The organism is Agathobaculum faecis (assembly GCF_014287995.1).
GTDB classification, from domain to species: domain Bacteria; phylum Bacillota; class Clostridia; order Oscillospirales; family Butyricicoccaceae; genus Agathobaculum; species Agathobaculum ammoniilyticum.
Genome location: NZ_JACOPL010000004.1, coordinates 106,144 through 130,626, shown reverse-complemented (window position 1 = coordinate 130,626; position 24,483 = coordinate 106,144). Strand labels below are relative to the sequence as shown.

Annotated in this window: 24 protein-coding genes and 1 riboswitch; of the genes, 18 read left to right on the top strand and 6 right to left on the bottom strand. The window is 58.0% G+C overall.

The window, feature by feature from the left end; translation table 11 throughout:
* Window positions 1-141: 141 nt before the first annotated feature.
* A riboswitch (cobalamin riboswitch) is annotated at window positions 142-341 on the bottom strand.
* A gap of 403 nt (window positions 342-744) precedes the next feature.
* Window positions 745-1,632 carry a helix-turn-helix transcriptional regulator gene (locus H8S45_RS05650; protein WP_054326172.1) on the bottom strand — a complete coding sequence of 296 codons (888 nt, stop codon included), beginning with the start codon at window positions 1,630-1,632 and terminating at the stop codon, window positions 745-747.
* 599 nt (window positions 1,633-2,231) lie between these two features.
* Between H8S45_RS05650 and H8S45_RS05645 the strand changes: the two genes are divergently transcribed.
* The 7 genes from H8S45_RS05645 (at window position 2,232) to H8S45_RS05615 (ending at window position 9,796) form a co-directional block, all read left to right on the top strand.
* Window positions 2,232-3,617 (top strand): MFS transporter, encoded by a 1,386-nt coding sequence (locus H8S45_RS05645; RefSeq protein WP_207724456.1) that lies wholly within the window; start codon window positions 2,232-2,234, stop codon window positions 3,615-3,617.
* A gap of 50 nt (window positions 3,618-3,667) precedes the next feature.
* A complete protein-coding gene (locus tag H8S45_RS05640; RefSeq protein ID WP_147573844.1) occupies window positions 3,668-4,465 on the top strand; it encodes a TIM barrel protein in 798 nt (265 codons plus the stop codon).
* A gap of 39 nt (window positions 4,466-4,504) precedes the next feature.
* Window positions 4,505-5,641 carry a Gfo/Idh/MocA family protein gene (locus H8S45_RS05635; RefSeq protein ID WP_054326175.1) on the top strand — a complete coding sequence of 379 codons (1,137 nt, stop codon included), beginning with the start codon at window positions 4,505-4,507 and terminating at the stop codon, window positions 5,639-5,641.
* Between the two features lie 71 nt (window positions 5,642-5,712).
* The gene (locus tag H8S45_RS05630) at window positions 5,713-6,744 is read left to right on the top strand and encodes a zinc-dependent alcohol dehydrogenase (RefSeq protein ID WP_054326176.1); all 1,032 of its coding nucleotides are present in this window, start codon (window positions 5,713-5,715) and stop codon (window positions 6,742-6,744) included.
* Between the two features lie 16 nt (window positions 6,745-6,760).
* Window positions 6,761-7,624: a transketolase gene (locus H8S45_RS05625; RefSeq protein ID WP_054326177.1), complete on the top strand. Its 864-nt coding sequence runs from the start codon at window positions 6,761-6,763 to the stop codon at window positions 7,622-7,624.
* Window positions 7,625-8,575: a transketolase family protein gene (locus H8S45_RS05620; RefSeq protein ID WP_147573843.1), complete on the top strand. Its 951-nt coding sequence runs from the start codon at window positions 7,625-7,627 to the stop codon at window positions 8,573-8,575.
* A 66-nt stretch (window positions 8,576-8,641) separates the two neighbouring features.
* Window positions 8,642-9,796, top strand: coding sequence for an iron-containing alcohol dehydrogenase (locus tag H8S45_RS05615; protein WP_054326180.1), 1,155 nt, complete (start codon window positions 8,642-8,644; stop codon window positions 9,794-9,796).
* 143 nt (window positions 9,797-9,939) lie between these two features.
* On the opposite strand, the gene H8S45_RS05610 is transcribed toward H8S45_RS05615, so the two are convergent.
* Window positions 9,940-10,746, bottom strand: a complete 807-nt coding sequence (locus H8S45_RS05610) for a 5-deoxy-glucuronate isomerase (protein ID WP_054326181.1) — start codon at window positions 10,744-10,746, stop codon at window positions 9,940-9,942.
* A gap of 172 nt (window positions 10,747-10,918) precedes the next feature.
* Here H8S45_RS05610 and H8S45_RS05605 point away from each other — a divergent pair, with 172 nt between their 5' ends.
* Window positions 10,919-11,827: a helix-turn-helix transcriptional regulator gene (locus H8S45_RS05605; protein ID WP_054326182.1), complete on the top strand. Its 909-nt coding sequence runs from the start codon at window positions 10,919-10,921 to the stop codon at window positions 11,825-11,827.
* A gap of 56 nt (window positions 11,828-11,883) precedes the next feature.
* On the opposite strand, the gene H8S45_RS05600 is transcribed toward H8S45_RS05605, so the two are convergent.
* On the bottom strand, window positions 11,884-12,645 hold the full coding sequence (locus H8S45_RS05600; RefSeq protein WP_054326183.1) for a DeoR/GlpR family DNA-binding transcription regulator: 762 nt from the start codon (window positions 12,643-12,645) through the stop codon (window positions 11,884-11,886).
* Window positions 12,646-13,205: 560 nt separating this feature from the next.
* Here H8S45_RS05600 and H8S45_RS05595 point away from each other — a divergent pair.
* Window positions 13,206-14,057 (top strand): transketolase, encoded by an 852-nt coding sequence (locus tag H8S45_RS05595; RefSeq protein WP_054326184.1) that lies wholly within the window; start codon window positions 13,206-13,208, stop codon window positions 14,055-14,057.
* Window positions 14,058-14,071: 14 nt separating this feature from the next.
* Window positions 14,072-15,037, top strand: coding sequence for a transketolase family protein (locus H8S45_RS05590; RefSeq protein WP_054326185.1), 966 nt, complete (start codon window positions 14,072-14,074; stop codon window positions 15,035-15,037).
* A gap of 53 nt (window positions 15,038-15,090) precedes the next feature.
* Here H8S45_RS05590 and H8S45_RS05585 read toward each other — a convergent pair whose 3' ends face one another.
* Complete coding sequence (locus tag H8S45_RS05585; protein ID WP_307718896.1) at window positions 15,091-15,267, bottom strand: helix-turn-helix domain-containing protein; 177 nt, start codon at window positions 15,265-15,267, stop codon at window positions 15,091-15,093.
* 122 nt (window positions 15,268-15,389) lie between these two features.
* Between H8S45_RS05585 and H8S45_RS05580 the strand changes: the two genes are divergently transcribed.
* The 4 genes from H8S45_RS05580 (at window position 15,390) to H8S45_RS05565 (ending at window position 19,068) form a co-directional block, all read left to right on the top strand.
* Window positions 15,390-15,560 (top strand): hypothetical protein, encoded by a 171-nt coding sequence (locus H8S45_RS05580; protein WP_153802370.1) that lies wholly within the window; start codon window positions 15,390-15,392, stop codon window positions 15,558-15,560.
* A gap of 88 nt (window positions 15,561-15,648) precedes the next feature.
* Window positions 15,649-17,013, top strand: coding sequence for an MATE family efflux transporter (locus H8S45_RS05575; RefSeq protein ID WP_107630649.1), 1,365 nt, complete (start codon window positions 15,649-15,651; stop codon window positions 17,011-17,013).
* A gap of 96 nt (window positions 17,014-17,109) precedes the next feature.
* On the top strand, window positions 17,110-18,282 hold the full coding sequence (locus H8S45_RS05570; protein WP_054326332.1) for an NAD(P)-dependent malic enzyme: 1,173 nt from the start codon (window positions 17,110-17,112) through the stop codon (window positions 18,280-18,282).
* A gap of 15 nt (window positions 18,283-18,297) precedes the next feature.
* On the top strand, window positions 18,298-19,068 hold the full coding sequence (locus H8S45_RS05565; RefSeq protein ID WP_082396734.1) for an EcsC family protein: 771 nt from the start codon (window positions 18,298-18,300) through the stop codon (window positions 19,066-19,068).
* A gap of 35 nt (window positions 19,069-19,103) precedes the next feature.
* Here the strand turns inward: H8S45_RS05565 and H8S45_RS05560 are convergent, their stop codons facing one another.
* Complete coding sequence (locus tag H8S45_RS05560) at window positions 19,104-20,513, bottom strand: FtsX-like permease family protein (RefSeq protein ID WP_186949788.1); 1,410 nt, start codon at window positions 20,511-20,513, stop codon at window positions 19,104-19,106.
* Complete coding sequence (locus tag H8S45_RS05555) at window positions 20,506-21,270, bottom strand: ABC transporter ATP-binding protein (RefSeq protein ID WP_054326190.1); 765 nt, start codon at window positions 21,268-21,270, stop codon at window positions 20,506-20,508. Before H8S45_RS05555 ends, H8S45_RS05560 begins: the two co-directional genes overlap by 8 nt.
* Window positions 21,271-21,506: 236 nt before the next feature.
* Between H8S45_RS05555 and pyrH the strand changes: the two genes are divergently transcribed.
* From pyrH to H8S45_RS05535, 4 genes are all read left to right on the top strand, one after another.
* Window positions 21,507-22,229: a UMP kinase gene (gene pyrH / locus H8S45_RS05550; protein ID WP_107630647.1), complete on the top strand. Its 723-nt coding sequence runs from the start codon at window positions 21,507-21,509 to the stop codon at window positions 22,227-22,229.
* Window position 22,230: 1 nt separating this feature from the next.
* The gene (gene frr, locus H8S45_RS05545; RefSeq protein WP_054326191.1) at window positions 22,231-22,785 is read left to right on the top strand and encodes a ribosome recycling factor; all 555 of its coding nucleotides are present in this window, start codon (window positions 22,231-22,233) and stop codon (window positions 22,783-22,785) included.
* A gap of 89 nt (window positions 22,786-22,874) precedes the next feature.
* A complete protein-coding gene (locus H8S45_RS05540) occupies window positions 22,875-23,627 on the top strand; it encodes an isoprenyl transferase (protein ID WP_082396737.1) in 753 nt (250 codons plus the stop codon).
* Window positions 23,628-23,651: 24 nt separating this feature from the next.
* Window positions 23,652-24,470 (top strand): phosphatidate cytidylyltransferase, encoded by an 819-nt coding sequence (locus tag H8S45_RS05535; protein WP_107630646.1) that lies wholly within the window; start codon window positions 23,652-23,654, stop codon window positions 24,468-24,470.
* Window positions 24,471-24,483: the final 13 nt, after the last annotated feature.

Here is a 24,483-nt window from a genome sequence, read left to right as displayed (position 1 = left end):
GATGTATATAAAATGCACACCACTTCTGAAAAAGTACAGGAAAAACAAAACCCTTTTACTGCATATGACGTGCAAATAAAAGGGTCGTAAAGAGACAAACGCGGCTACAGTACGACCAATTACTCGTGATCTGGAATGTGATTCCTGTACCAACAGGCGGCAGGTTTCCTGACTTGCAGATCGCTACGCACGGCCGCCTTCCCGGTTTGCACCAGTGGACTGAATGGACGCGCATTCCCTGCTTACAGTGACGAGATCGTACAGGCTTCCCACCTGTTTCCCTTTTAACCCGCATCTTCGACAGATAAGGAAGTGCAGGCACCGACTGCTCGCTGTATTCAGTTTTGAATCTATTCCTCATTATACAACCTATATCGCAGATGTCAAGCAGATACTTTGGATAAGCTTATTGAACTTTTATAAATCCGCTGCCGATCTGTGCTATGATAATAAACGGGCAGGTGAACGATATGACGGATATTCCTTATATCATAGCAGATTTCGCGCGGAGGGTATGGGAATGAACAAAGGTATTAACGCTGTCAAAAAATAAGGAAGCGTTTTGCTGCTTCCTTGAGATAGCAGAAGCTTTGAGAAAAGCTCTGGTCTGAATCAGACCAGAGCTTTTTTGCTGCATAAAAATCAGGCAGGAGCGGGAAAAACTTTGCTGATTGAACGGCGCATCAAAACACTCGGCCGGCAAAGAGGGGATACAGAAAGCCGCTGCAGATATGCGCCGAAGCGCTATAGCAGATTTTGTGTCCGGTACGAGCGGGGTGTAGCCTTATATTGTTCCTTGAATTTTTTTGTAAAGTAGCTGGTGTTATTGAAGCCGGTTGAATAACAGATATCAGATATGCTGTTTTTGGTGCTTGTCAGTAGCTGCGCGGCTTGTAGCAGGCGGAACTGGTTGACATATTCGATCGGCGTCATTCTGGAAAGCTCGGAAAAGCAGCGGAAGCATTCGCTTTTGCTAATGTTGGCGGCTGCAGCGATCTCGGAAATCGTGATGGGCTGCGCATAATTTTTGCGAATGAAATGCAGCATAGTCCGCATGCGCTGCTCCCGCAGGAATTTGCTGCTGTCCTCGGAAACCGAAGCGGCCTTGGGCAGGATGGCAAGCAGATTGCGCCAAATGCCGATCAAATGCTCCAGCAGGAACAGCTCATAGGCGGTATGGGTGCTTTCGGCGTAGTACATGCGCTTGAGCAGTTCCAGAACCACATGCCCCTCCTTGCGTTCCGGCGTGATGACAAAGGCCTCTGGATGGCGGGAAGTCAGCGGGGCCGCATATTTTTCACAGTTGGAGACTTGAAACAGATTGGTCAGGAACTGCGGGAGCAAAACCACATTGTAGCCAATGGCGTTTGAGGAAAGCGCTTTCATCATATGTACGGCTTCCGGCGCGATATAGATAGCGCTGCCCTCGCTAACTATATAGCGGGTGCCGTTGACCCGATATTCCGCATTTCCTTTCAACATGATCTGAAGCTCAAACTCATTGTGCCAGTGGCTTGGGAAGCTGCCGTCTGCAAACGTGTCGAAATGGTCCACAAATTCGGATAGGGGGAACATCTGGTTCAAATAGGTCAATTCCTCTTTTACTGCGTGCAGCGCGCTGATATTTTCCATACAGGGCTTCCTCCTTTGCAGAAGTAGTTTTAAAGTCTCATGAAGGCGGAAAAAGGGCGTTGTGAGAAATGTACAATAGGGAAAACGAATTTTGCGTTTTAACCACGGATATGCCTATAAATAGTTAAGAAAAAATCAAAAAACAAAAATGCTGTTGTTCAATGTGACGATAACAGGATTGGAGAGGGATAGAAATGACGTTGGATTTGCCTGAAACTGTTGCGATATTCCCAGTGGCGTGGGAGGATAATTACAATTCCTGAAATTAAATTGATTGAACCCCTTGTGCTTTCATAGTACTATACCAGTATAAAAGAGTTGCCGGTAATTTTCAAGAGCATTATCCTAAATGAACGGAAGATTGAAAGGGGCTGTAAAAAGTGCGGAAATCAGAACTTTTTCTCGGAGAAGCGAAAAGGACGACCGTCTGCATCATACCGGCATGGATATACGGGGCGGCGCCGGAAAACGGTTGGATGCAAGCGATCCAGTTGGCATAGTTCCGGCTACGATTTTCCCAGCTTGCACAATGCTTGAGGGAAAACGGATTGCCTTGGGGCGATCCGGATTGTGATTGGAAAGAGAAAGGAGTTTTTCAGTTGGAGCATACTTCGGAAATCCAGCGGAGCAGAGAGGACCACGTTGTCAGCCTGCGGGAAAAGATATGCTATGGTTTGGGCGATTCGGCCTGTAACGTGGTATACGGCCTGTGCAGCACGCTGCTTACCTTTTTTTATACGGATTATGTGGGTGTCAGTGCCGCGCTCGTCGGTATCATTTTCCTGATTACGCGTGTGTTTGACGGTGTTTCGGATATTATCATGGGCTTTATCACGGACCGGACGAAATCCAAGTACGGCAAAGCGCGGCCGTGGATTCTGTGGATGGCGGTGCCGTATGCGGTGACGTTCGTCCTGCTGTTCCTCATTCCGGCGAATGCGCCGGTCATGGTGCAGGCAGTGTATATTTTCGTCACCTATAACCTGGTCAATACGGTGGTTTATACCGCGCTCAACCTGCCGTATTCCACGATGGCCTCTCTGATTACGCGCGACCAGAAATCCCGTACCTCCACCCAGGCGATCCGCATTTTCTGCGGGCCGATGGGCAAGATGGTGGTTACGGTTTCCACGATCCCGCTGGTGCAGGCGTTTGGCAACACCCAGCAGAGCTGGATCATCGTTTCGATCATCTTCGCCGTGATCGCGCTGGTGCTGCTGCTGGTCTGCTTCTTCAATATTGAGGAGCGCGTGGTGATCGAAGCGGCCAAAACCGAGAAGGTATCGGTGGGAAGAAGCCTAAAGGCGCTGTTTTCCAACCAGTACTGGGCGATCTGCCTGGGGCTGTGGGGCTTTATGGTCATGATGAGCACTGTCACCGGTACGATCGAAACCTATTACTGTAAATACATATTGGGCAACGAGGCCTTGTACAGTCCGATCTACGCGGCGGAGCTGATCGCGCAGAGCATCGTTGTGCTGATCGTGCCGCAGTTTGTACTCCGCTTCGGAAAGAGGAATCTGACGCTTGCCGGTATTCTGCTGGTAATCGTGGCGCAGTTTGTGTGGATGAGCAACCCGATGAGCGTCACCGTCGCCATGGTCAGCGCCGTGCTGCGCGGCATCGGTGTTGCGCCGCTGTGGGCCTGCGTATTCCCGATGATCGCGGACTGCGCGGAATTCGGTCAGTGGAAGACCCACGTCCGGCAGGACGGCATGATTTTCAGCGCCGCTTCGGTCGGCTCCAAGCTGGGCGGCGGCCTTGCTTCGGCGGGCATCGGCCTGCTGATGGATTCGGTCGGGTATGACGGCCTGGCCGCGGTACAGAACGCGGACGCGATGGCGATGATCAAAGCAATCTGCATGTATGCGCCAATCATTTTCTCTGTCATCATCGTGATCCTCTGCCTGCTTTACAAGCTGGATAAGCTCTATCCGCAGGTGATTGCGGATCTGAAAAAGCGCGACGAGCAGGGCATCCTGTAAACGGGCTGCACAATAGGAAGCAGCACAGAACACGGAAAGAAGGTGAAGACATGATAGATTTTGCGATTAATATTGAAACCATTTATCCAGGCATGGAGGTATGCGAGAAAATCGAGCGGGTCAGCGCGGCGGGATTTCGGGCGATCGAATTCTGGAGCTGGCACGACAAGGACCTCGCGGACATCCGGCGGGTCTGCCAGGAACGGGGCGTGTCCGTCAAAGCGTTCAGCGGCACCAGTATCTACTCCCTGTGTGATCGGGCGCACAGCCAGGACTGTATCGACTGGATCCGGCAGTCGCTCGACGCGGCGAAAATGCTGAGCTGCGACAAGCTGATCCTGTTCCCAAATCACTTTACGCCAAACGGCTGCGCGGACTTCCGCGACCAGTACAGCCATACCGCGATGCTCGCCAACATCACGCATACGCTTACCAGGCTGGCGCCGGTGCTGGAGGCAAACGGGGTGACCGCCCTGGTCGAACCGCTTAACAATTTGGGGGGCGACGCGGGCATGTCGCTGACCACAACCGAGGAGGGCGCGGACATCGTGCGCGCGGTCGGTTCGGAGCGGGTCGGTCTGCTGTGCGATGTGTTCCATATGCAGTTGATGCACGGGAACCTGCTGCGCAGCATCACCAACAACCTGGGCGTGGTGAAATACATCCATCTGGCGGACGCGCCCGACCGGCACGAGCCGGGAACGGGGGAGATCAACTTTGATTTCCTGCTGCGCGGCGTGGCAGAAAGCGGCTACGCGGGGACGGTCTGCTTTGAATATTTTCCGGCAGGGGACACCGAGGCCGGCTTCCCCGCAGTCAAAAAGCTTTGCGATTCCATTTCAAAATAAAACCAACCACTATCATCAATTTTTAAGGAGGACGACAAAATGTTCAAGGAAGTAACGTACGGTATGGTAGGCGGCGACCTGAAAGCTCTGATCGGCGAGTGCCACCGCAAGGCGCTGGGCCTGGATCCGCGCGCGAAGCTGGTCTGCGGCTGCTTTTCCGCGATCGACGAGCTGAATGACGAGTGCGCGGAGGCGTACCACGTTGATAAATCCCGCGTGTATTACAACGCGGAGGATATGGCAAAGGCTGAGGCTGGCAAGATCGATTTCGTTTCCATCTGCACGCCGAACTTTGTGCATTACTCCGCTGCCAAGACCTTTCTGGAGCACGGCATCAACGTCGTGTGTGAGAAGCCCCTCACCCTGACCGTGGAAGAAGCCGAGGACCTGGCCCGCATTGCCAAGGAGAAAAAACTGGTGTTCGCGGTGGACTACTGCTATTCCGGCTATGTTATGTGCAAGGTCATGAAGCAGATGATTGCGCGCGGCGACATCGGCCAGATCATCGCGGTCAATGCCAACTATATTGAGAACAGCTTCCTCAGCCTGCTGGCCGAAAAGGAGCAGGTCAACGGCCGTATCTGGCGCACCGATCCCAAGTATAGCGGCATCTCCAACACCTGCGCGGACGATGGCACGCATGTCGAGCATCTGGTACACTATGTCACCGGCCTGAAGATCAAGCGCCTGCTGGCCACGACTGATACGTTCGGCAAAAAGCTGGACCTGAACGACAACATTATTCTGGAGTATGAAAACGGCGTTCACGGTGCTTACTGGTTCACCCAGGTAGCCTGCGGCTGCCCCAACGAAATCGACCTGCGGATCATGGGTACGGAGGGCTGCCTGGAGTGGCACCAGACCCGTCCGGACGAAGTGGTTTACATCAAAAAGGGCGAGGCGCCCCGCACGCTCTGCCGCGCAGGCGACGGCATCGACGTACCCGCAGGCAAGCTGGCGCGTGTGCCGTTCGGCCATCCGGAAGGCTACTATATCGCGATCGCCAATATCTACCGCAGCGTGATCGACACGATCCTCAAGCTCAAAAACGGCGAGACCCCGACCGAGGAGGATCTGGACTTTCCGGATGTGGAAACCGGCGTCAACGGCGTCAAGTTCTTCCACGCTGTCGTTGAGAGCGCGCAGAACAACTCCAAGTGGGTGGAGATCAACTAAGAGCAGAGCGGCCTGGCAGGGGCAGGGCGGCCGGCCCTGTCCGTGCCGGACCGGAACAGGAGGAAAAGACAATGGCAAACATGCAGAAGGCAATCGTTTACAAGGGGCCGGGCCAATTCGCCTATGAGGACCGCCCTATTCCCGAGATCAAGAACCGGAACGATGTCAAGATCAAAAGTTACGGCTGCGCGGTCTGCGGTACGGACGTGAATATTTTTGCCACGCCCCAGAAGCATCCGTGCAAGCAGGATATTATTTTCGGCCATGAGTTCTGCGGCGAGGTCGCGGAGGTGGGCGAAGGCGTCACCGACCTCAAGCCGGGCGATAAGGTGGTCATCGACCCACACGGCCCCTGCGGCGAGTGCGACAACTGCCTGGCCGGCCTGCCCGAAGCCTGCCAGCACGTCAGCTCACGCGGCGTGTTCGCGGATGGCGGCCTGACCAATTACGTCGTACTGCCCAAGCAGTACTGCTATAAGGTAGCGCCGGAAACCAAGCCTGAGCTGATGGGCGTGGCCGAGCCGCTCGCGGGCTGCGGCTGCGCGCTGGAAAAGCTGAACGTGCATGTGGGCGATACCGCATGCGTACTGGGCGCCGGCCCGATCGGCCTGATGTTCATCGCGCTGCTCAAGGCGAACGGCTGCCGCAAGATCATCGTTTCCGAGCCGATCGAACACCGCCGCAAGCTGGCGCTGGAGGTCGGCGCGACCCGCGTGGTCAATCCAGATACCGAGAACCTGCAGCAGATTGTCAAGGAGGAAACCGGCGGTCTGGGCGTGGACCACTGTGTAGAGGCGGTGGCCGCGATGCTGGTGGACTGCGTCTATCTGGTGCGGCCGCACGGCAAGGTGCTGCAGTTCGGACACGATGAGCTGGCTCGCCCGGAATTTCCGGTCGCCGAGCTGCTCAAGAACGAGATCGAGGTTTACGGCGGCTATCTGGGCAAGTATTATATGCGCAAGGTCGCGCAGATCATAGAATCCGGCATTCTGCCGCTCGATAAGATCGTGACCGATGTGATACCGGCCTCCCGTTATCAGGAGGCGCTCGACCTGGCGGCGAGCCGCCAGTGCGGCAAGGTATTCGTTTCCATGGACCTGTGAGAAAGGACAGCGCGGAATGGTAGATAAAAAAGAGGTATTGCGCCTGACCGAGCTGGCATACCAGGCGCGCCGCGACCTGTGCAAACTGTGCGGGGCGTACAGCGGCAACATCCATATGGGCGGCGACATGTCCATGCTCGATGTGCTGACCTGCCTGTTCCACCGCACGATGAACGTCTCTCCCGAACGGGAGCAGGACCCCGCCCGCGACCGCTTCATTCTCAGCAAGGGACACGGCGCGGTCGGCATGTACATCGTGATGGCGCAAAAGGGGTTTTTTGATTACCAGGAGATCTGCGAGACCTACGGCCAGGTGGGCAGCAAGTTCGGACAACATCCCTGCAAGACCCGACTGCCGATGCTGGACGCCTCCACTGGTTCGCTCGGCCACGGCCTGCCGCTCAGCGTCGGCCTAGCGGCCTCGTCCCGCCAGAAGGGGCGCCGGAACCGCGTGTTTTGCCTGATGGGTGACGGCGAGACCTGTGAAGGCTCAGTGTGGGAGGCTGCGATGGCGGGCCACGCGCTTGGCCTGGGCAATCTGGTGGCGGTCGTGGACCGTAACAGGCAGCTCATGACCAGCTTTTCCGAGGATTCGATTAAGCTCGCCCCCTATGCGGATAAATGGCGCGCGTTCGGCTGGAACGTGATCGAGATTGCGGATGGCAACGACATGCAGCAGGTGGCCGACGCGCTCGAGCGCCTGCCGGAAAGCAGCAGCGGCGTGCCGACCGCGGTTATCGCGGACACGGTCAAGGGCAAGAATATTTCCTTTATGGAACGGGAGATCAAATGGCATGCGGGCAGCATGAACGAGGCGGATCTGCAGACCGCGCTGGCCGACCTGGACGCGGCGCTGGACCGGCAGAGAAAGGAGTTATAAATGAAGCAGTCATATACTCTGGATGAATATAACTCCGCGCGTTCTGTGGTGGGCGACACGATAGCGGAGCTTGGCGGAAAGGATAGCCGCGTCTGGCTGCTCACGCCGGATATCGGCTTCGGCTGCAAGGAGTTTCATGAGAAATATCCGGACCGTTTCATCGACACCGGCATCGCGGAGCAGGATGTGGTCGGCGTATCGGCCGGCCTGGCGTATGACGGGAACATCCCGTTCATCATCGGCATGATGCCGTTCATGAGCATGCGCGCGCTCGAACAGGTGCGCACGGATGTATGCTATCCCAACCTGCCGGTGCGCATCATCGCCAACTATGCGGGACTGACCGGCAACGGCGGCTCCACCCATTATGCGATGGAGGACATGGCGCTGTATTCCTCGCTGGTCAACATGACGGTCTGCGCGGCATCCGATCCGGTGCAGCTGCGCCAAATCATCGAGAAAAGCCTGTATTACGAAGGCCCGCTGTCCATCCGCATTGACCCAGGCAAGGAAAACCGTGTGCTGTACACGGCGGAGGACAGGTTTGAGATCGGCAAGGGCCACCTGGCGCGGGACGGAAAGGATATCACCATCATCGCCTGCGGCGAGATGGTCAGCTATGCGCTGCAGCTGCACGACAAGGCAAAGAAGGCTGGCATCGGTGTGCGCGTGATCGATATGTTCACGGTCAAGCCGCTGGACGAAGAGATCGTGCGCAAGGCCGCTGAGGAAACCGGCCGCATCATCGTTTGGGAGGACCACTTGATGAAAAACGGCCTGGCCAGCGCGGTTGCGGACCTGCTGTGCGACAACGGTATCGCACTCAAATCGTTCAAGCGCTTCGGCATCCCGCAGGTGTACCCGGGCTTTGGCAGCGCGGAGGACCTGTATCACCTGTACGGCTATGACCCGGAAGCCGTTTGGGAATATGTGAGCAAGCTGTTAGGATAAATGCGGTGCTTCGGTCGGCCCGCCCTGCGTGGCGGAGCGGCCGGAACGCGCAGAGGAGGACATAAGATGAGCGTTTATATGTGGAACACCTTTTGCCCCACGCTGTTCGGGACGGGCGCTTCCGGGGAGACAGGGGAGCGTGCAAAGGCGCTCGGCATGCATCGGGTAATGGTCTGCACCGAACAGGCGCTGTGCGAATTCGGTGTGGTAACGCCGGTCATCGATGCGCTGAAAGACGCCGGCCTGGAGGTGTTCGTGTTCGACCGGTGCCGTGCGGACGCACCGAGCGATATCTGCGACGCGGGCGCGGCCTATGTGCGGGAGCACGCGATCGACGGCGTTGTGGCGGTCGGCGGCGGCAGCACGCTGGACACCGCAAAGGCGGTCGGCATCGTCATCAGCCAGAATGGCACGACCATCCGCGACTACTATGGGATAGGAGAGGCGGAGCATACCCTCAAGCTGATCACGCTGAGCACGACCTCGGGTACGGGCAGCGAATTGTCGCAGTGGGCGGTCATCGGCGATGTGGAAACCGGCGCCAAGGAAATGCCGGTGTATAAGCCGGATCTGGCAATCGTCGATCCGGCGCTGACCTACTCCGTGCCTGCGGGTGTGACCGCCGCGACCGGCATGGATGTGCTGGCGCACTGCGTGGAGGCGATCACGAACCGGAATTACAACCCGTATGGCTATATTTTCGGCAAGGAGGGCATTCGGCTGACGCTGCAGTGGCTTCCGGTCGCCGTAAAAGAGCCGAAGAATGCGCAGGCGCGAGAGGCGATGTCCCTGGCCGCGAGCCTGGGCGGCATGGCGATCTCCGCCTGCGGCTGCCAGATCGGACACAGCTTCAGCCAGACGTTCGGCGCGCGCCATCATGTGCCGCACGGATTGGGCTGCGCGTGGGGGTTGCCGGGCGTCATGGTCTATACCGCCAAATATGGTGAGCGCAGGAATCTGGAGGAAGTCGCCGAGGCAATGGGGGTCGCCTGCACTGCGGAAACCGGAACCATGGAGCTTGCGGAGACGCTGGCGCAGCGCGTGGTTGGGCTGATGAAAGAACTACAGATCAAATCGCTGCGCGAATCCGGCTTCTTGCTGGAGGACTGCCTGGCTTCCGCGGAGCAGTTCGCGCATGACGGGGCGTTCGGCAACGCACCCGGCGCGCCCAGTATGGAGGAGATCAGGGAATACATCTCCTATACCTATGCGGCGTATTGATGGAAAACGGCGGGCGGCCGGCGCAGAGGGCGCAGCCGCCTTGCGACCGTGAAATAGCGGCCGCTTCTCTCTCTTACAAAAACCGGTGTTTTATTCTCAGAATAAAACACCGGTTTTGTGTTGGGTTGGAAAGGGTGGCGGGGTCAGTTCCCTGTGGGACAGTGCCAGATGTGCGCGTTGGCATCCGGTTCGGTCAGCCAGAGGTGCGCAGTGTCGTCGATGCGGGTCTTGTCCCACGGGTTGCCGGGCAGGTGCCGGATTCCCCAGGCATAGCAGCAGGTATAGCCGGGGGCGGTGACCTGCGGGTGCATCCCTTTTGTAATCAGAGCTAGGCCGTTGTGGTGGGTCTCATATAACTCCCCGTCGCCCCAGCCCGCGCCAAAGCCGCTGGGGTGATCGAAACGGTAAAAATATACCTCGGGCTGGGGGTGATGATGCGGCGGGTAGGAGGACCATTTGCCCGGCAGGTTGACGACCTCGCCCAAAACCATGTTGGAATACGGCGCGTTATCCAGATCGAAGCAGGTACGGACATCGCGCTTAGTGCAGCCCATCAGCTCGCCCTGGTCGCCGCGCGGCCAAGTGTCGGTATCCTCCGGCCCGTACATGCGGCAGGGGAAAACCGTGTCGTTCTCTGTTTTTTGAATGTAAATATGGCAGGCTCCATGAGCGGTGATCCGGACTTCGACGCCCTTGCAGACGTGCAGGCAGGATGGGTTGTAATCAAGCGGGTTGGGACGGTCCACGTCGCGGGCCTGCCCTTCCCATTCCAGCGTGCAGCGTCCGTCGAACACCAGCGCGGCCATCTCCTTGCGGTCCTCCCGCAAAGAGATGGTGTCGCCGGCCTCCATGACAAGAAGCCCGACGTCCATCATGGCTTTTTTTCCGTATCCTTCTTCCAAACGGAGATATTCATTATATCCCCGCTTGACCTGCTTATCCATATACATATGCTGTCCCTCCATGCGGCATCGGTGGTTTTCTGGCCCGTGATTCAATAAAAAATATTTTCTGTCCGCGGATTGTAAAGACCAGTCTGTTATTCTATAATTATAGCAGATAATGCGGAAAATACTTGCAATATATTCTCGGTTAATAACATGATTTTAAGGAGGGGGATGGATGGAAGCACAAAGTGAAAAGCAGAAAGAGGCCGCTGCCGGCATTCCCCTCCGCATATATCCCGCGCTGGACGGGAGCGAGGCGGACGTGGTTGACCGCGTGCCGTTCCACTGGCATACGGAAAGCGAGATCGTCATTGTCGATGCGGGGACGGTTTCGCTTGTCATAGCCGACCGTGCATACCAGGGAACGCGCGGAGATATTTTTTTCATCGGAAGTGAAGAACTGCATGAAATACGGGCGACAGGGCAGGGGAACCAGTTTCACTCGTTCTTGTTTTCGCTGGAACTGTTGGAGTTTGCCCGCGCCGACGATGCTGAAACCAGCCTGCTGGAACCGCTGGCCGAGGGACATCTGCGCTTCCCCAGGCAAGTACGGAAAGGGGAGGCGGGGCAAGAGGCGCTGCACAGGCTGCTGGCCCGTCTCGTTTGTGCCTGCCTTCGGCAAAGCTTGGGTTGGCGGCTGACAGCCAAGGCGGCCCTGCTGGAGATCGTGGCGGTGTGCGCGGACTATTCGTTGATAGAAAAAGTGGACGCGCCCTGCGGCACGGATGAACGGCTGCGGCAGAAAAAAGCGATCGTGGCTTATCTGGATGAGCATTTTACGGAGCCGGTCCGGCTTCCGGACGTAGCGGCGGCGTTTGGGCTTTCCCCTCAGTATTTCAGCACATTGTTTCGGGAAAGCTTCGGCCGGACGCTGATGCAGCATGTCAATTTCCTGCGTACCGAAAGGGCGGCGCGCCTGCTGCGGACAAGCAGCCTTCCGGTCATGGAGATTGGGCTGCGCGTCGGTTATGAAAATTTCAGCTATTTTATCAAGCGGTTTCGGGAGGCTTACGGCGTCCCGCCATCGGTCTACCGGAAAAACAACAGGGAATTCGCCGCAACGCCTGTTGGGCGCGCGCATTGAAAAGAATACCGGCGGAAGCGTCCTGCTTCCGCCGGTTGGTTTTTATACGCAAAGCGTCAGTTGCCAGCAAACCGCAGCTTGATGTTTTCCTGCTTGCAAAGGCTGACATATTCCTTGGCAGGCTCCCGATCGGTGATGAAGCCGGTCAGATCCTTTAAGTGGCAAAAGGTGACGATGGCCTCGCGCCCGATCTTGGAGGAATCCGCCATGCAGTAGATGCTGTCTGCACGGTGGACGACCGCGCGCTTGATCTCCGCTTCGAGGAAAGTGGTGTTGGTCATGCCGGCGGTCAGGGAAACCCCTGTTGCGCCCATGAACGCCTTGTTGATCCGCATGTTGGAAAGCGCTTCGATCGTGGACAGGCCGACGAACGAATCGGTCGTGGGGCTGTAGATGCCGCCGAGCGAGATGATGTTCAGGTTTTCGTATTTTGCCGCTTCGCTCAACGCACCGAGCGAATGCGTGATAATGGTGATGCGGTTTTTCGCCACCAGATAACGCAGCAGGCAGAGTGTGGTTGTGCCGGAGTCGATAAATATGGTGTCCCCGTCCGCGACCTCCTCAGCGGCCATGCGGCCGATCAGCGACTTGTCCGCCGGATTGAGACTGGAACGGATCGGCGTGGGTACTGCGCCGGAGGGTACCGTGGCGGTAACGCCGCCATATACCTTTGTAATATGCCCGCGCATTTCCAACTCGTTCAGGTCGCGGCGGATCGTGTTCTTGGAAACCTCGAAAACCTCGCACAGCTCGTCAATGCTGACCGTTTCGTGCGAGATGACATACTGCTCTATGGCATTTAAACGGCTGACTTTCATCTTCCTCATTCCCCAATCGCGGGCCATTAAAGGTATGGCAGATTTACTGATATTTAGTTTATCAAAGATTCAGAAAAATGTCCACTGTGCCGCATCATGCCAAAATCGGCATTTTTTGATATGGAAAACAGGGGGTTTATAGCGCGGTAACGGGACCGCGCATACTTGCGAGCTGGAAAAAGTGGTTAAGTTATGGGTAAAAAATTATTTCCTGATGCATAGAATGTGGTTTTGTGTTTGTTGCATTGTGCGCAAGTGCGCGCTGGCATGATTTTTGCAGGAAAAGCAGATAAAACAGGGGGGCCTGCGCGGAAAATACGGAAAAACCAAACAAATCAAAGGGGAATACTGCCTTTGAAGCGTTCGCGCGCCTCGTGAAAATTATCATGCGGTGTAAAAATAAGGGGCAAATTTTTGTTAACAAATGCTTGGATATTGGTTGAAATCTGGTTGGTTTGGTGGTACACTGTAAACGAAAACGGTGTCCGGCAGGACGGCCGTGTTCCGGAATCTGTTCCGCGGAGAGAAAATACTGATATAGAATTAGGCAGGTGTATGCAATGCAGAAAGCAGAAAAAATGCAGGAGCTACGCGTATTTGCAGCGCAGATCCGTCTCGAAACGCTCAAGACGATCGGTTCGCTGGGCTTCGGCCATGTAGGCGGCTCGATGTCGGTTGCGGACGCTCTGGCGGTGCTCTACGGCGGTGTTATGAACATCGACCCGAAGAACCCGCGCTGGGAGGACCGTGACTGGTGCGTCATGTCCAAGGGACATGCCGGACCGGCCATGTATGCCACCCTTGGGCTCAAGGGCTTCTATCCGGTTGAGGAAGCGTATACCCTCAATAAGCCCCACACCAACTTCCCGTCCCACACCGACCGCCAGAAGACCCCCGGCGTCGATCTGACGACCGGCTCGCTCGGACAGGGCATGTCCACGGCTGTCGGCGCGGCGCTCGGCAACAAAATGGACGGACGCGACAGCCATGTGTTCGTGTTCGTCGGCGATGGCGAGTGCGACGAGGGCCAGGTTTGGGAAGCGGCCCAGTTTGCCGCGCATTATAAGCTCGACCACCTGATCTGCTTTGTCGACTATAACAAGCGCCAGCTTGACGGTGCGTGCGAGGACGTTATGAGCCACGGCAAGGGCATCGGCGCGAAGTTCGACGCGTTCGGCTGGAATGTGATCGATCTTCCGGATGGCAACGACGTGGAGGCGATCTACGACGCGGTGCAGCTGGCATACGATGTAAAGGGCAAGCCCACCTGTATCGTTTTGAACACTGTCAAGGGCAAGGGCGCGACGTTTGCAGAGCCGTCCGGCGCGCATTCTTCGCAGCCGACTCCCGAGCAGTGGGACGAAGCGATTAAGGCCTCTGAAGCGGCGTATGCCGCTGTCAAGGCACAGTAAGGGAGGGGATGCAAATGAGCTTTACTTTGATTGGCAAGCACGAGAAGGATTCCCGTGCAATGCGTGACGCATATGTCACTGCGGTACATGACCTGATGGCAAAGGGCGAGCCTGTCGTACATATTGACTGCGACCTTGAGGGCTGCAGCAACGTGGGCAAGCTGGCCAAGGAATTTCCGAACAATGTATACAATGCCGGTATCGCGGAAGCGAACGCAATGGGCATCGCCGCGGGCCTGACCGCCACCGGCAAGACCGTGTTCATGCACTCGTTCGGTCCGTTCGCGTCCCGCCGCGCGTTTGATCAGGCGTTTATGTCCGCGGCCTACGCCGGCCTGCCGGTGCATGTGATCGGCTCAGACCCGGGCGTCTGCGCGGCGTTCAACGGCGGCACCCATATGCCGTTTGAGGATATGGCGCTGTATCTGTCCGTGCCGGACGCGGTCGTTATCGACCCGACCGACTACGCGATGCTCAACTGCCTGACCGGCAAGCTGGCGGCATCGGGCAAGTTCTCCTACACCCGTCTGGTCCGTAAGGGCTTCACCACAGTGTATGCGGACGGTTCGGACTTTGAGATCGGCAAGGGCATTGAGCTGCGCGACGGTAAGGATGTTGCAATCATCGCCTCTGGTATCCTGGTGGATGAGGCGCTCAAGGCGGAGGAAGCGCTCAAGGCTGAGGGGATCTCCGCAAAGGTTGTGGATATGTTCACCTGGAAGCCGCTGGATGAAGAGCTGGTTAAGAAGTGCGCTGCGGAGTGCGGCTGTATCGTCACCGCAGAGAACCATCAGGTCGGCTGTGGCTTGGGCAGCGTCGTAGCGAACTGCCTGGTCAAGAACGCGCCCGTACCGATGGAAATGGTGGGTGTGCAGGACCGCTTCGGCCAGGTTGGTCCGGAGGATTTTCTGCGCAAGGAGTACAACCTCACTGCCGACGATATCGTGGCGGCGGCGAAAAAAGCGATCTCCCGCAAGTAAGGCATTCCATAATGGAAAAAGCGGCAGCTTTGGCTGCCGCTTTTTATATAGCGCTATCGGTCGCTTAACCCAACGAGGTAATCAAGCGAAACCCCATAATATTGCGCTAAGCGGATCAATAAATGCACCGGTATTTCACGTTTACCAGTTTCGTAATTACTATAAGTGCGTTGGTCGATTTTCAGATATTCTGCAAGTTGAATCTGACTGGTGTCAGAATCCTCGCGCATATGCCGTAAACGCGGATAATGATACATAGCATTCACCTCATATAATATAGTTTACCTATACTTTCAATAAATATGTTGATTTTACTATCGTTTGATAGTAAAATTGAAATGAGGTGATTTGAATGGAAAAGAAATGCAAAACCTGTAAGCATTACCGGCCGCACTATGTAAAAATAAAGGGCTGCGGATTTCGCCGGACCCGTGGCGGCCACTGCACCTATCCGCGCGGTAAACTGCGCTATGAGGACAAAGCCGCCTGCGCGAATTACCAGCCGGCTCAAACGGAGCAATAAAAACGCGGGAAAAACAGCAAGTCCCCCTTTACGAAAGCAGGCCCGACTCCTATAATAAGGGTATATCAGAGAGAAAGAGGTAGGGTTGATGGCGCAGCAGTTGGACAGCCCGCTTGGGACTGCACCAGAGGGGAAGCTGGTGCTGCAGCTCGCCATTCCGGCGATGCTGGCGCAGTTCGTCAATATTTTGTACAGCGTGGTCGACCGGATGTACGTCGGCCATATTGCGGAGGTCGGCGCGGAGGCGCTGGCGGGCGTAGGCGTCTGCGCGCCGGTTGTGACGATGATTACGGCGTTTGCCGCGCTGGTGGGCTTTGGCGGCGGGCCGCTTATGAGCATCCGTATGGGGCGGCAGGACTTGGAGGGCGCGCGCCAGATCGTTGCCAACAGCTTTTATCTGCTCCTGGCGCTTTCGGTTGTAGTCACAGTGCCGGTGGTGGTGCTGCGCAGGCCGATCCTGTTTGCATTCGGCGCGAGCGAGCAGCTTTGGCCCTATGCGGAGGCGTACTTTACCACCTATGTGCTGGGGACGGTGTTCGCGCTCCTCAGTGTGGGGCTGAACCAGATTGTGATGAGCCAGGGCTTTTCCGGCACGGCGATGCGGTCGGTCATGCTGGGCGCGGCTGTCAATATTGCGCTTGATCCGGTCTGCATCTTCGCGCTGGATATGGGGGTGCGCGGCGCCGCCGTGGCGACCGTGCTTTCGCAGGTCTGCTCGGCCATGTATACGCTGCGGTTCCTGTTCAGCCGCCGCGCGCTGGTGGGCATAACGAACTGTCCGCTGCATTTCGGCTGGATCCGGCGTATTTTTCAGGTCGGCCTGTCGCCAGCGCTGATTATCGCGCTGGATAACGTGTTGCTCATTTCGGTGAACGTGATGCTGCGCAAATACGGCGGCGCGGACAGCGACATGCTGATCGCGTGCGCGGCTATCCTGCAGAGCTTTATGCTGATCATCACCATGCCGCTGGGCGGCATCACAGCGGGTACGCAGTCTATTCTGGGCTATAACTACGGCGCGGGGGATACCCGCCGCGTCATGCGCGCGGAGAAGCGCATCGTATTGCTGTGCTTCATTTTTACCGCTGTTATGTTTGTGATTGCGCAGACCATGGCCACGCCTTTTGTCCGTATCTTTACCACGGATCCGGTACATATCGAGCAGGCGGCCTGGATGATACGCACCTATACGCTGGGGGTGCTCGGCTTGGCGATCCAGTACCCCTTTGTGGACGGCATGACCGGCATGGGGCTGGTACGCTGGGGGTTGACGTTCTCCCTGCTCCGCAAGGGTATCTTTTTCGCCGGCGTGTATCTCCTGCCCGCGCTATTTTCCGCAACGACGCTGCTGTATGCCGAGCCGATATCGGATATCCTGTCCGCAACGGTTTCGGGCGCGGCGTTTATCCTGCTGTTTCCACGGCTGATGCGCAGGCGGGAGGCAGAGAACTGACGGCTTTTTCCATTCTGCCCCTATGCAGCACGGGTTTTTTGTTGTAAAATAGCGATAGAAAAAAACAGGCGCAAAAAAGTTATGGAGGAAAGCGATATGGATTTGAAAGAACGCGCGCTCAAGGCGCATGAGCAGTGGGGCGGCAAGATCGAGGTCGTTGCTCGGTGTGAGGTAAACAGCAAGGAGGACCTTTCGGTCGCCTATACGCCGGGCGTGGCCGAGCCGTGCCTTAAAATTAAGGATGACCCGTCGCTGAGCTATACTTATACCCGCCGGCATAACCTGGTTGCGGTTATTACGGACGGCACAGCGGTACTCGGCTTGGGCGATATCGGCCCTGTCGCCGGCATGCCGGTGATGGAGGGCAAATGCGCGCTGTTCAAGGCGTTTGCGGATGTGGACGCGTTCCCACTGTGCGTGGCCTCCAAGGATGTGGACGAGATCGTACGCACCATCCAGCTTATTTCGGGTTCGTTCGGCGGCATTAATCTGGAGGATATCGCCGCGCCGCGCTGCTTTGAGATCGAGCGAAAGCTCAAGGAGGTTTGCGACATTCCGGTATTCCATGACGATCAGCATGGAACGGCGGTGTGCTGCGGCGCGGCGCTGATTAACGCCTGCCGGCTGACCGGCCGCAGGGTGGAGGATATCCGGATGGTGGTCAATGGCTGCGGCGCGGCCGCGATCGCGGTGACAAAGTTCCTGATGTTCCTCGGCGTGCAGCATATCACGATGGTGGAGCGCTTTGGCATCGTCTGCGAAGGGGACGAGCGTCTCAATCCCGCGCAGGCGGAGATGGCAAAGCTGACCAACCGCGCGCACTTGACCGGCGCGCTCGCGGACGCAGTCAAGGGCGCGGATGTGTTCTTCGGCATGTCGGTACCGCAGGTGTTGACTGCGGAAATGGTTTCCACCATGTCGGCGAAGCCGATGGTGTTTGCCATGGCCAATCCGGTACCTGAGATCTGGCCGGAGGACGCCAAAAAGGGCGGCGCGGCGGTGGTCGGCACCGGACGGTCGGACTACCCGAACCAGATCAATAATGTGCTTGCATTCCCAGGCATTTTCCGCGGGGCGCTCGATGTGCGCGCCAGAGATATCAATGAGGAGATGAAGCTCGCGGCGGCAAGGGCGATCGCGTACTGCGTGTCCGATGAGGAGCTGACCGCGGAATACATCATGCCCATGGCGTTTGACCATAAGGTGATACGGGCGGTCGCGGACGCGGTCGCGCAGGCGGCGCGCGATTCGGGCGTGGCCCGCATCTGAACGGCGTAATCACGCGTGGAAAGAGCGGGACGCAGGCGGCTGGAACGCTTGGAAAAGCAGGAAAAACGCGCGGCGGCACGGTATGAAAAAGCAAAGCCGTCTGTTTTTGCCACCGTACAGGACAAGATACCGGACGGCCTGCGCGGCAAGCTGGAACTGGCGTTCTGCAAGGGGTTCCGGCTGGTGTTTGAAAAGGGGGAAGGGCTGATCGGCAAAACTTATGACGCCGACCAGCTCTGCGGACGCTATGAGCAGTATGCCGCCGCAGTGCGGACGAAAGCGACAGGGGCGCGGCTGCGCCGTTTGCGCCGCGGCGCGCGGTCGGCTGTGCGGGGCGGTACGGGCGTCGCTCTGGCGGAGGGCGCGGCGCTGGGCGTGCTGGGGATCGGCCTGCCGGATATCCCCTTGTTCCTCGGCGGTCTGCTGCGCGGGCTTTACCGTATCGCGCTTAGCTATGGCTTTGATTGTCACAGCGACAGGGAGCGCCGCTACCTGCTCCTGTTGGTCGCGGCTTCGCTCAGCAAGGGAGAGGAGCGCGAGCGGTTTGCGGCGTCCGCGGAGGCGGTGGCGGCCGGCGGCGCCTTACCCTCTTTGGAGGAATGTATGGACGCGGCGGCCGGACGGCTTGCGGAGGAGATGCTCACGGCAAAGTTCGTGCAGGGGCTGCCGCTGGTCGGCCTGGCGGGCGGTTTGCGGAATGTTCCGGTCTACCGGCGCGTCACGGCCTGTGCTGCACGGGCATACGAGCGGCGCTGGCTGCTCGAACAGGAGAACAGGGAAAAATAAGCGGACGCACCCCAGTTTGGCTGGGGTGCGTTTTCCTATGCGACCGTGCGCAGATAGGCGCGTATCGTGATCTGGTAGCAGATAAGGTAAAACAGCGCGAACACCAGCATGGAAAGCGCGATGCTGCCGTACAGCACCAGCGGCGTGTCGATCGAAATGAGACCCATGAAGGTGGAGAGGAAAGGCGTGGCGAACGCAATATGCAGCAGGGTCCCGCCCAGCGGCAGCAGGAATACAACGCGAAGCTGCCGGCGGGCTGTGCGCACCGTCATTTCATCAGACAGGCCGATCGAGCGCAGGATGCGGAAGCGGCCGGCGTCCTCTATGCCCTCGGAAAGTTGCTTGTAGTATAGGACCAGCGAGGTGCAGGCCAAAAAAACCAGTACGAAAAAGACGCCGAGAAAGGCGAGCGTGGTGAACATCATGGTGATGTCCTCCACGGTCACGTTGGTAAAGTTGATGCCGGACTGGCTGTTTGTGATCGTCTGCCCCACGCGGGCGATCACCGCACCCTGTCCGAACAGGACGCAGAGCGAGCAGCAAAGCGTGAACAGGGCGGCGCAGCCGAACAGGCAGATATTAACCAGCCCAGCCGCGTTTTTGCGCAGCCGGTGCTGCAGGCCGGAGACGACAACAAATTCCGAAGCGTCCGTGTAAAAGCGCGGCCCTTTGCGCAGGCGGCGCAAAACCTCGGCGATGACGCCGGTGAACACGCCGTAGGTGCCGAGGATGACTAGCAGCAGTGCCAGCGTGAAGCTGGCCAGCGTGGCGCTTCTTCCGCTGGTCAGGGAGAGAAAATATGCGGCGAACAGACAAGATGAGCCGAGTATGGCGGCCAGCAGGCGGCCGCGCATGGGACGTTCCCCTTGGGTCTGTTCGCGCAGCAGTGAGCAGGGCTGGGTACGTGCGGCCCGCCATACGCCGATCACAACGAGTACGGCGAAGCAGGCGGCGAAAACCTTGACCGTCGCGAGCAGGGGTGGGAAAGAAAGGCCCCAGACAATGCCGGACGGGATGCCGAGCGCAGCCAGCAGGCCGCGAAAGACGAGTGGGCAGACCAGCGCGCCGCCGCCAGCGCCCAGCAGGATGCACAGCGCAAAGCAGAGCGTGTTTTCAATCAGCAGGATTACGGCGATATGGCGGCGGCCCAGCCCGAGAATGGCATACAAGGCCAGCTCGCGGCTGCGGTTTTTGAGCAGGTAGCTGTAAATATAGACCAGAAACGGCAGGAGGACGACCGGCATCAGGAAATACCCCACGCTCATCAGGATTTGGATATTCCCGCCGTTCGGGATGCTCCGCCCGAACGATTCGTTATATACAAAGGCGGCGATCACAAAATACACCATTGCCATGAAAGCGGTTGCAAGCAGGAACGGCAGGTACAGGCGGCGGTTTCCGTACAGGCCGCGCAGGGCGAGGCGGGGGAGCAGCGTGTTACGCAAGACGGACACCTCCCTGCTGCAGCGCGGTCTGACAGGCGGCAAGGCGGGGGTAAAAGTCCGCGCGCGCCAGCCCCTCTCGGCACGCCTCGCCCGCAATCAGGCCGTCGCGCAGGAATAAAACGCGCGAGGCATGGCTCGCCGCGTCCAGACTGTGGGTGACCATGACGGTGGTTTGTCCCTCCGCGTTACATTCGTCCAGCATGCCGAGCAGCTGCGCAGCCGAGCCGGAATCGAGCGCGCCGGTCGGTTCATCCGCAAGGAGCAGGTCGGGGCGTGTGATCAGCGCGCGGGCGGCTGCGGCGCGCTGGCGCTCGCCGCCGGATACCTCGTACGGGAATTTTTCGAGCAGCGGTGTGATGCCCAGCCGTCCGGTCAGAGGAAGCAGGCGGGCTTCCATCTCGCTGCGGGCGGTTCCCGCCAACACAAGCGGGAAAACGATATTTTCCCGAAGAGAAAGCGTGTCCAGCAGGTTGCAGTCCTGGAAGATAAAGCCCAGCCGGTCCCGCCGGAAGGCGGAGAGAGCGCGGCTGGGGATCGCGGCCATATCCTCTCCATTGAGCAGGATCCGCCCATCCGTCGGTCGGTCGAGCGCGGCGAGCAGGGTGAGCAGTGTGGTTTTGCCGCTGCCGCTTTCCCCCATTACGGCAACAAATTCGCCCTGTTCCACTGAGAAGCTGACGCCGCGCAGCGCAGGCACCCTGCGCCCGCCAAAGCGGGTCACATATTCCTTTACCAAACCATCCACTGTAAGCAGCATAAAAAAACCTCCATACCAATGTATTAAATTAATGATACAATAATACAACGAAAAAGCGGGATTGTCAACCACTTTTTCGGAACGGGGGAGGAGCAAAAAGTCGGGGCGCCGCCCGAAAGTGGGGGAGCGGCCGCACCGCTCGCGGTTTCGATTGAAAATCGCTAAAACCCTTTGCAAAATGAGCCGTGATAGGGTAGAATAGAAAACAGGAAAATGAAGCAAGAGGAGTGTGGAATATGGAAGCACACAAATATAAACGCGTACTGATCAAAATCAGCGGCGAAGCCCTTGCGGGTGACAAGCATTTCGGGCTGAATTTTGATGTGATCGGACCGGTGTGCGATGTGATCAAGAAGTGCAACGAGCAGGGTTGCGAGATCGGCGTTGTAGTAGGCGGCGGCAACTTCTGGCGCGGCGTCAAGGACGGCGGCGGCAAGATGGAGCGCACCCGCGCCGACCATATGGGGATGCTGGCCACCACAATCAACGCCCTTGCGCTGGCGGACGCGCTCGAGCAGCGCGGCGTGCCGGTGCGCGTGCAGACCGCGATCGAGATGAACCGCATCGCAGAGCCGTACATCCGTCAGCGCGCGACGCGCCACTTGGAAAAAGGCCGCGTGGTCATTTTCGGCTGCGGCACGGGCAACCCATTTTTCTCGACCGACACCGCGGCGGTTCTGCGGGCGGCAGAAATCGGCGCGGAAGTCATCCTGCTGGCCAAAAATGTGGACGGTGTGTATGATTCCGACCCGGCGAAAAACCCGAACGCAAAAAAATATGACCACCTTTCCTACATGGATGTGCTTAATCAGGGCTTGGGCGTAATGGATACCACTGCAACTTCGCTTTCCATGGATAACCACATTCCGATTTTGGTGTTTGCACTTTCCGATCCGGAAAATATTTACCGTGCAGTGTGCGGTGAAAAGATCGGCACGATCGTAGAGGAGGAAAATTAAAATGAAAGCTCAACTGACCGCGTATGAGGAAAAAATGAAGAAAACGCTCGACGTGCTGGCAAAGGAGCTGGCCGCAGTCCGCGCAGGACGGGCCAATCCCGCGGTGCTGGATAAGATCACGGTCGAGTATTACGGCGCGCCGACCCCGCTCAACCAGGTGGCGGCCATCGCGACGCCCGACCCGCGCTCGCTTTCGATCCAGCCCTGGGACGCTTCGGTTCTCAAGGCGATTGAAAAGGCGATCCAGACCTCGGACCTGGGCATCAACCCCCAGAACGATGGCAAGCAGATCCGGCTGAATTTCCCGCCGCTGACAGAGGAGCGCCGTAAGGAGCTGATCAAGGGCGTGTCCAAGACCGGCGAGGAAGCCAAGGTCGCGCTGCGCAATATCCGGCGCGACGCGATTGAAAAGTTCAAGGCAGCGCAGAAAAAGAGCGAGATGACCGAGGACGAGCTGCACGAGGGCGAGGAGAAAATGCAGAAGCTGACCGATAAGTACGTCAAGGAGATCGACGGTATGGTCGCGAAGAAGTCCAAGGAGCTGGCGGAAGTGTAATGTCTCGAAAGAGGACCGTCCTGCCCTGGAAAGCTGAAAATAACGTGGGGGCGGCGGGAGCGCCGCCCCTTTGCATGGGGGAAGTATAGTTGGGCCTGTTTACACGGAAAAGGAAAAGAGCGCCCGTGCCGGCGGACCGGCCGGTACCGCGCCATATCGCGGTCATTATGGATGGAAATGGGCGCTGGGCGAAAAAACGCGGCCTGCCGCGTCAGGCGGGGCATAAGGTCGGCGCGGAAACCTTTCGCACGATCGCGACCTACTGCAAGGATATCGGCGTGCAGTACTTCACGGTATATGCGTTTTCCACCGAGAACTGGAAGCGCCCGCAGGAGGAGGTGGACGCGCTGATGAACCTGTTCCGCACCTATCTGAAAGAGGCGGCGGAAACCATGTTCCAGCGCGGCGTGGCCGTGCGTGTGCTCGGCGACCTGTCGCCGCTGCCGGAGGATATCCGCGCGCAGATACGGGAGGTGGACGGGATCGCCGACCGGCTGGGACCGGATGCCGCGACCGCCTCCCTGTGCATCAACTACGGCGGACGGGATGAAATCAAAAACGCGGTCCGCGCGATCGCGCGGGAGGTTCAGGCCGGCGCGCTGGCGCCGGGGGATATCACCGAGCAGACGATCGGCGCACATCTGTACACCGCCCATATGCCGGATCCGGATCTGATCATCCGGCCGTCGGGCGAGGTCAGGACCTCGAATTTCCTGCTGTGGCAATCCGCCTATTCGGAATATTATTTTACGGATGTGCTGTGGCCGGATTTCAAAACAGCGGATATGGATGCGGCGATCAACGCATTTAACAAGAGAAACCGCCGCTTCGGCGGGGTATAAACCGAAAGTTCGGGGTGCAAGGATATGAAAGCAAGAGTGTTGTTCGGCGTGATCGGCTTTGTTTTTGTGCTGCTCGCGCTGTATGTGTTCCCGCCTGTTGTGCTGGAAGCGGCGCTTGCCGCGCTTTGCGTGCTGGCAACGTATGAGGTGCTTGGTTCGACTAAGCTGGTGCATAACCGGCTGGAGCTGATCTTATGCGGCTTGGTGTCGCTTCTACTCGCAGCGGGGCATTCGTCATTGGCCCCGTTTTCCCTGGACTGGACGCTGCGTGGTCTGGCGTTCCTGCTGCTGGTTGGCTCGTTCCTGATTTTGCTGCGCTTTCACGACAGCATGAACGCCTCGCAGGTGCCGTGGGCCTTTTTCGGCGCGTTGCTGGTACCCTACCTGCTGCTCAGCCTGCTGCGCATCTTCCAGATGGAGGAGCATAGCGGCCCGTTCATCGTGCTGCTGCCGCTGCTCGCCGCGTGGGGCGCGGATACCTGCGCGCTGTTTTCCGGCATGCTTTTCGGCAAGCACAGGCTCGCGCCGGTCGTCAGCCCTAAAAAAACGGTTGAGGGCGCGATCGGCGGCGTGATAGGCGGCGCGGTTCTGGTAATGCTTGCGGCGCTGCTGATGAATGTCCTGCTCGATCTGGATATGCCGGTCTGGGCGGCGGCTGTGCTTGGCGGTCTGGGCGCGGTGCTGGGCGAGATCGGGGACCTTTCCTTCTCGGTCATCAAACGGCAGACCGGTATCAAGGATTACGGCCATATCTTCCCAGGGCATGGCGGGGTACTCGACCGGTTCGACAGCGTGCTGTTTGTCGCGCCGATGGCGGAGATGCTGTTCCGGCTGATCTGGTAAGTGCAGGACCGAA